General features: G+C 38.3%; 7 protein-coding genes. 5 read left to right on the top strand and 2 right to left on the bottom strand.

The features are described 5' to 3' along the window. Positions 1-344 precede the first annotated feature (344 nt). The 3 genes from ACQKOF_RS09070 (at position 345) to ACQKOF_RS09060 (ending at position 3,959) form a co-directional block, all read left to right on the top strand. Complete coding sequence (locus ACQKOF_RS09070) at positions 345-992, top strand: helix-hairpin-helix domain-containing protein (protein WP_427555695.1); 648 nt, start codon at positions 345-347, stop codon at positions 990-992. A gap of 115 nt (positions 993-1,107) precedes the next feature. Then, positions 1,108-1,677 carry a ComE operon protein 2 gene (locus ACQKOF_RS09065; protein WP_427555692.1) on the top strand — a complete coding sequence of 190 codons (570 nt, stop codon included), beginning with the start codon at positions 1,108-1,110 and terminating at the stop codon, positions 1,675-1,677. Between the two features lie 107 nt (positions 1,678-1,784). Next, entirely contained in the window at positions 1,785-3,959 is a 2,175-nt protein-coding gene (locus ACQKOF_RS09060; protein WP_427555690.1) for a DNA internalization-related competence protein ComEC/Rec2, read from the top strand. 31 nt (positions 3,960-3,990) lie between these two features. Here the strand turns inward: ACQKOF_RS09060 and ACQKOF_RS09055 are convergent, their stop codons facing one another. Beyond that, the gene (locus ACQKOF_RS09055; RefSeq protein WP_427555687.1) at positions 3,991-4,128 is read right to left on the bottom strand and encodes a YqzM family protein; all 138 of its coding nucleotides are present in this window, start codon (positions 4,126-4,128) and stop codon (positions 3,991-3,993) included. 164 nt (positions 4,129-4,292) lie between these two features. Between ACQKOF_RS09055 and holA the strand changes: the two genes are divergently transcribed. After that, a complete protein-coding gene (holA, locus tag ACQKOF_RS09050; RefSeq protein WP_427555771.1) occupies positions 4,293-5,303 on the top strand; it encodes a DNA polymerase III subunit delta in 1,011 nt (336 codons plus the stop codon). A 172-nt stretch (positions 5,304-5,475) separates the two neighbouring features. Here the strand turns inward: holA and rpsT are convergent, their stop codons facing one another. Continuing rightward, complete coding sequence (gene rpsT / locus ACQKOF_RS09045) at positions 5,476-5,724, bottom strand: 30S ribosomal protein S20 (RefSeq protein WP_400722749.1); 249 nt, start codon at positions 5,722-5,724, stop codon at positions 5,476-5,478. A gap of 162 nt (positions 5,725-5,886) precedes the next feature. On the opposite strand from rpsT, the gene gpr reads away from it, so the two are divergent. After that, positions 5,887-6,903, top strand: coding sequence for a GPR endopeptidase (gene gpr, locus ACQKOF_RS09040; protein WP_427555684.1), 1,017 nt, complete (start codon positions 5,887-5,889; stop codon positions 6,901-6,903). Positions 6,904-6,940: the final 37 nt, after the last annotated feature.

Here is a 6,940-nt window from a genome sequence, read left to right as displayed (position 1 = left end):
TTTAACTGTGCGAAAGCGAAGCGACAGCAACAAATGTTTTATCTGTGCGAAAGCGAAGCGACAGCAACAAATGTTTTAACTGTGCGAAAGCGAAGCGACAGCAACAAATGTTTTATCTGTGCGAAAGCGAAGCGACAGCAACAAATGTTTTAACTGTGCGAAAGCGAAGCGTCAGCAACAAAGCGCCCAGTCGGAACGGAAATCAACCCCACGTTATGGCGATGGGCTTTCATTATTAGTCTTAGCACTCTCTATAAATAATTTATCTTTTCAACGCATGAATGATATTGTAAGATGAAATAGACTCCATATGATTACCTTTTGCAAAGGAAAGGATGTTATAGATGATCCAATCTTTTTGGCAAAAGTACAAAAAAAGTATGTTGATCCCCGGCATACTTGCAATCAGTGGACTTAGTTACTTCTTCTTTTCGAGTTCTGACTCTTCACCTCCCCAAGAAGAGCTCATCGAAACAATCCAACCTATTGAACAACATGAAATGAAAGAATCTGTTGATGAAGCGGTCATACAGCAGATATTTGTTGATATAAAGGGTGCTGTTATGTATCCAGGTATCTATGAGCTACAGACTGACCAGCGAATTATAGATGCGGTAAAACTTGCAGGTGGCTATACGCAGGATGCTGATACGCAACTCATTAATCATGCGCAAAAAGTTGAGGATGAGATGGTTATTTACATTCCAATAAAGGGTGAAAAGCCTGACGAAATTACCTCTAATATCTTGACGATGCCTACTAGCGGAACATCACAAAGTAACAATGGTATGAAAGATCAAAAGGTCAATTTAAATAAAGCAGATGAAGCAGCACTTACGACATTATCAGGTATTGGTCCATCAAAGGCTCAAAGCATTATTTCGTATCGTGAGGAGAATGGTGACTTTAAAACAATTGAGGACTTAAAAAAAGTGAATGGTATTGGCGAAAAAACATTTGAGAAGCTGAAGGATATCATTACAGTTAAATAATGGCAGTAAGTTTTGAGATATTGACGATTCTTTTCAAAAAGGGCTACACTATAGTATAAAAAGACTGTTGCAAAAAATGAACAGCTAATTAATGTAAATTTATGGAGGTAGTCGTATGGAGCGAATTACTTGGGATCAATTTTTCATGGCGCAAAGCCATTTACTCGCATTACGTAGTACATGTACAAGGCTTGCAGTAGGAGCTACTGTCGTTAGAGATAAGCGAATTATAGCAGGTGGCTATAACGGTTCAATTACAGGTGATGAACATTGTATTGAAAAAGGCTGCTATGTTGTTGATAACCATTGTGTGCGTACAGTGCATGCTGAGATGAATGCACTGCTACAATGTGCTAAATATGGTACGCCTACAAAAGGTGCAGACTTATATGTTACACATTTCCCGTGTCTACCATGTACGAAATCTATTATTCAGGCAGGTATTGAACGCGTATATTACGCTACCGATTATAAAAATAACCCTTATGCACAAGAACTATTTGAAAAAGCAGGTGTAGATGTTGTACACGTTCCATTTGATGAACGTAAAATCGACTTTTTAAGCGATGAAAAATTAGCCTTGTACATAGACATGCTAAACGAGCTTCGTGAAAGTGGTATACCTGCAGAAAAATTGCTCCCATATGAACAGAAGGTGAGTGAATTATTTGGCAAAAAGCTTTAAAGCATAAATGGATTTACGTAGCACTAGCTGTACTTGTTGCTGCAATAGCGGCACACAAGTCAGCTTGGCTACTCACTATTCTTCTGCTTTTCGCGTTATGGCTTAAATTGAAAGGTGAAAGGAGTCTAATTTCAGCACTTGTTATAGCCATTGGATTTCTTTCTTATTTCTTCATCGTTACATTTCAACTGACGGAATCTTCCCCCCTACCGTCACAAATAACTTGGTCGAGTGAATATAAAATAAATGGTCAAAAGCTTAGAGGCTTTGTCAAAACTGAAACAGGTGAGAAGCTGTATGTCGTCTATACATTTTCATCAGAAGAAGAGAAAAGCTTTTATGAAACTACTTCATTGACAGGTAGGACCTATCTAGTCCAAGGAGAACTTGTAGCACCTCTTCCACCTGCACATGCGTACGCGTTTTCTATGGAAAAATATTTGATCAGTAAAGGTGCTAGAGGAATATTTGAAGTTTCAAGCTGGACCTTTATAGAAGAGAAAAAATTCATTCGTTCGTTTCTTGCTAAACAGAGACTTTCTATGAAAAAACATATTGAAACAACATTCCCTGAGTCACTAGTTGCAGAGGCACAAGCACTTCTAATAGGATCACAGGATCAAGTCGATTATGAGCTTCAAAGAGCCTATCAAAAGCTTGGCATTACTCATATATTTGCTATCTCTGGTTTGCATGTGGCACTTGTCTCATGGTTGTTTTTTGAAGGTCTCCTACGTATAGGCGTACGGAAGGAAATGGCGACCTTAATTTTACTCATCATCTTACCTATCTATGGGGTGCTAGCTGGTGGTGCTCCGTCCGTATGGCGCGCAGTATCTGTTGTAGAATTAATCATGCTGATGCGTTACGCTAGGTGGCAAATATCGATTGATGATGCTCTAGCAATTAGCTTTATTTGCTTTGTCCTACTTGAACCAGGTGTCATTTATCAGATTGGCTTTCAATTGTCATATTTAGCAACGGTTAGTCTCGTCTATTCAGGTGTCATTTTAAAACTATCCATGAACGGGTTGATTCGTTCATTTTTTATTACATTTGTGTGCCAGCTACTTGTTTATCCATTATTACTCCATCATTTTTATGAAATTTCTATTTCTTCATTTTTAGCGAATATTATTTTCGTACCACTGTTTTCCTTTGTTATTTTGCCTTTAAATATTGCCCTATTTGTAATAACGATTATGTCGATGCCAGTAGCAAAAGCTTTGTTTGTTGTGTACGAGCCGCTCCGTATTTGGCTTACAAAGTTTATTTTATATCTTCAGGAATTGCCGTTTCAGCTGTGGTCGCCTGGTAAGCCTGCTATATGGCTTATTTGCGTGGCGTTGATAAGCGTATTAGCGGGCTTCTATTTTATCGAGATAAAACATTATGGTAAATTTGCAGTTGTGATACTTATTCCTGCATTGTGCATTCATTTATCACCGATGTTGTTTAACGAAACTAAGCTGACATTTTTAAACGTCGGTCAGGGTGATTGTACGGTTATTGAATTACCGTTTAGAAGGGCTGTGTATGTTATTGATTCAGGGGGCTTACTTCGCTTTGAGCAGGAAATTTGGAAGGCTTCAGATAGCCCATATGAGGTTGGGAGACAAGTTGTTGTACCATTTTTGAAAGGAAAAGGGATACGAGACATTGATATTTTTATCGCCACTCATGCGGATGCCGATCACGTAGAGGGCGCTGAAGAGATTTTGCAAGAGATTAACATGCATGAAATTCACCTCACTCCTGGTTCAATGGATAAGCCTGTAATGCGGGATTTACTGATGGAAGCCAAAAAGCAAAAAGTTCCTGTGAAAGAAAAAATGCAGGGAACAGCGTGGCGCATTGGAAAAACTAGTTTTCATTATTTATGGCCCCGTGACACTCTTTATGAGGGGAATGATGATTCCATCGTTTTATATATGCAACAGGGGTCATTTCGAGCATTGTTAACAGGTGACTTAGAGGAGCATGGTGAACAGGAGCTTATTCATCTTTACAACAAGCAATTAGCGGATATGACATTGTTGAAGGCTGGCCACCATGGCAGTAAAACATCAAGTATTGAGCCGTTTGTAGAGCTGTTACGGCCTGAACTAACCATTTTCAGTGCTGGGCTCAATAATCGCTACCGTCATCCACATGAAGAGATTGTGGAGCGTTTTACAAGTCGACATTTATCTACGTTAACAACTGGAATAGATGGGACGATTGAAGTAAGAATTCTAGAGAATGGTTGGTTTGTGCAAAAGGAAAAAGACCTTGTCCAATGAGCAGGGTCTTTTTCCTAGTACATTCATTTAATTATCTAGATGCTACTTCTACTATAATTGCGACAAGAAACATAAGCGTAAACATTCCAAATGATACACCGAAGCCAACTCCAGAATCGATTGCATCGTTACGGCGACATTGTATGTTTTTTCCTTCAAATGGATTCATTGTTATCCCTCCAATTCTGTTATTTATTATAAGACATCAATTTCATAAAAGCTATATCGAAAAGGAGAATTTGCCAAGTGGCAAGGAATCGACACAATTCGGTCAAAGTCACAAAGGAACGTAAATCATGTATACTAGTAGTATTGCTAGATGGAGGGAAAATTATGATTTCAACGGTTTGGAATACTATCAAAAAAGGAGAGCTCTCACCAGTTTATTTACTCGTTGGTGAGGAAAGTTATTTTATAGATGAAACAGTTAAACGGTTAAAAGAAGCGATAGGGCCCGAAGAAGAGATAGAGATGTCAACATTTGATTTGGAAGAGATGCCAGTGGATGTCGTTATGGATGAAGCAGATACAATTCCTTTTTTCTCTGAGCGAAAGCTTATCATTGCCAGAAACGCATCCTTTTTAAAGGCAACCGAAAAAGGCAAAGAAAAAATTGACCATGATTTAAAACGCTTAGAAGCATGGCTTGCTAACCCTTCTGATTTTTCAGTAACAGTTTTTATCGCACCTTATGAGAAGTTGGATGAACGTAAAAAAGTGACAAAGATGATGAAGGAGCATGCATTATTAGTCCAAGCTGAAACACCAAAGGAGCAGGACTTAGCTGTGTGGATACAAAGTATAGTCAAAGCAGAGGGCAACAGCATAACACAAAATGCGATTGAGCAGCTTGTCGCAATGGTGGGACCTAATATGCTACAGTTGCAAATGGAAGTTGAGAAGCTAACTCTTTATGTAGGAAATGGTGGAGAAATAACTGTTACGCTGGTCGAGGATTTAGTGGCAAAAACGTTAGAGCAGGATGCCTTTAAAATGTTAAATGCTTACTTTGCGAACGATTCTGTAGGAGCATTGTCTATTTATCACGATTTACTACGTCAAAAGCAAGAGCCTATCATGCTTGTTGGATTGCTTGCATCAAATGTACGTACGATGTCCAATGTATTTTATTTATTAAAAAAGGGCTATCATCCACAGCAAATCGCAAAAAATTTAAAAATACATCCTTATCGTGTCAAGTTGATGGTTGAGCAGCGTAATCGTCCTTCAGAGGAAAGCTTATTGAAGGCTTTATATCAGCTAGCAGAGGTCGATTTACAACTGAAATCAACAGGAGGCAATCGTGAGCGTTATTTAGAACTCTTTTTATTGCGTCAACTTTAAGGGTATAGCGATAAGAAAACATTTATTGATGAGCTGTCGGAAACAATATAGGCAGCTCTTTATAGTAAGTACAATAGTGGGGAAATGAAGTTATGACAAGGCGTAATTGATTTTCTTATAAATTAAAAAGATCAGTATACTCTTAATAGAGTATACTGAACCTTTATAACAATTACGCTTTTTTAGAAAGGCGAGACTTTTTACGAGCCGCCGCGTTTTTGTGGATAAGTCCTTTTGAAGCTGCTTTATCTAAAGATTTGTAAGCTGCTTGTAAAAGTTCTTGTGTGTTTTCAGCTTTAGCAGCAACAGCATTTTCAGCTTTTTTCACTGTAGTACGCATTGCAGATTTAGCTTGAGAGTTAGCAGCGTGAGCTTTCTCGTTAACTTTTACGCGTTTAATCGCAGATTTAATGTTTGGCATATATTTCACCTCCTAAATTAGGTACGAGATGATATCTTCTCATTGATTTCTTGTGTCAATACAACAAAAATCATTTTAACAAACGCTAGGCCAAATTGCAATAGATAAATGCAAAGAATATTTACTTGACAGTTTGAACAAACTACAGTTGAGGTGAACTGTATGCAAAACTTTAACTGGCAACGTACGGATTTAATTGATGAATCTGAAGAGGTTGTTTTACATCAAACGAAAGAGCAAAAAGATACGCTTAAAGAGTCGAGTGGTATTCAAATTGAAGATCGGGATGCTGGTCGGGTAAAAATCACTGATGTGCTCGTTGATGCAGAAGGTGAGAAGCAAATTGAAAAGAAGAAAGGTCAGTACATTACTCTTTCTGTGCCTACTTTAACGCTAGAAGATCAGGATGGATTTGAGCAGCTTGAGAAAGAATTGCTTGTGAATTTTAAAAAAATGCATGAATCCATGTCATGGAAAGAGGATGACAAAATTTTAATTATTGGTTTAGGGAATCGTACAATTACACCAGATGCTATAGGACCGTATCTTATTGATCATTTGCATAGTTTAGATGTTATTGATGAAAAATTCGTTATGTATGCGCCTGGAGTAACGGGGCAAACAGGATATGAAACTGGTGAATTTGTAGCGGCGTTGGCAGAGCGTCTTAAGCCTAAATTAATTATTGTTGTAGACGCACTTGCAACAAGAGCCAGTAATCGGTTATGTAAAACAATTCAATTAACGGATACAGGGATACACCCTGGTTCAGGCGTTGGAAATCAACGTAAGGAAATTTCATATGAGATGCTTGGCATTCCTGTTACCGCAATTGGTATCCCAACAGTAGTTGATGCACCTGTATTAATTGCGGATGCTGTAGAGGTAATGCTACGTTCTATAGCTGCACGAGTGTCAGAGCGGAGTAAACCATCATCAAAATTGTCATTATCGTCTTGGCAACCAGATATAAATAAAGAACTAGATATGTCTTTAGTAAAGCCTATTTTTGGTGAGTGGGCTACGTGGTCTAAAGAAGAGCGTCAGCAATTATTTGTAGAGACTTTTGCAGGCTCGCATACACAGCTGATGGTCACGCCAAAGGAAGCCGATTATTGGGTAGATAAGTATGCAAAACTCGTGTCATCTATGCTTATGAAATGGGCAAATAATCTATAATTTTTATCGTTCTAAAAGGTACACCCCCTCCATACGA

This window comes from Lysinibacillus sp. NPDC093190 (assembly GCF_050280425.1).
Classification (GTDB): Bacteria; Bacillota; Bacilli; order Bacillales_A; family Planococcaceae; genus Lysinibacillus.
The sequence above is the reverse complement of the archived record's forward strand: the minus strand, read 5'-3'. Positions and strand labels throughout refer to the sequence as shown.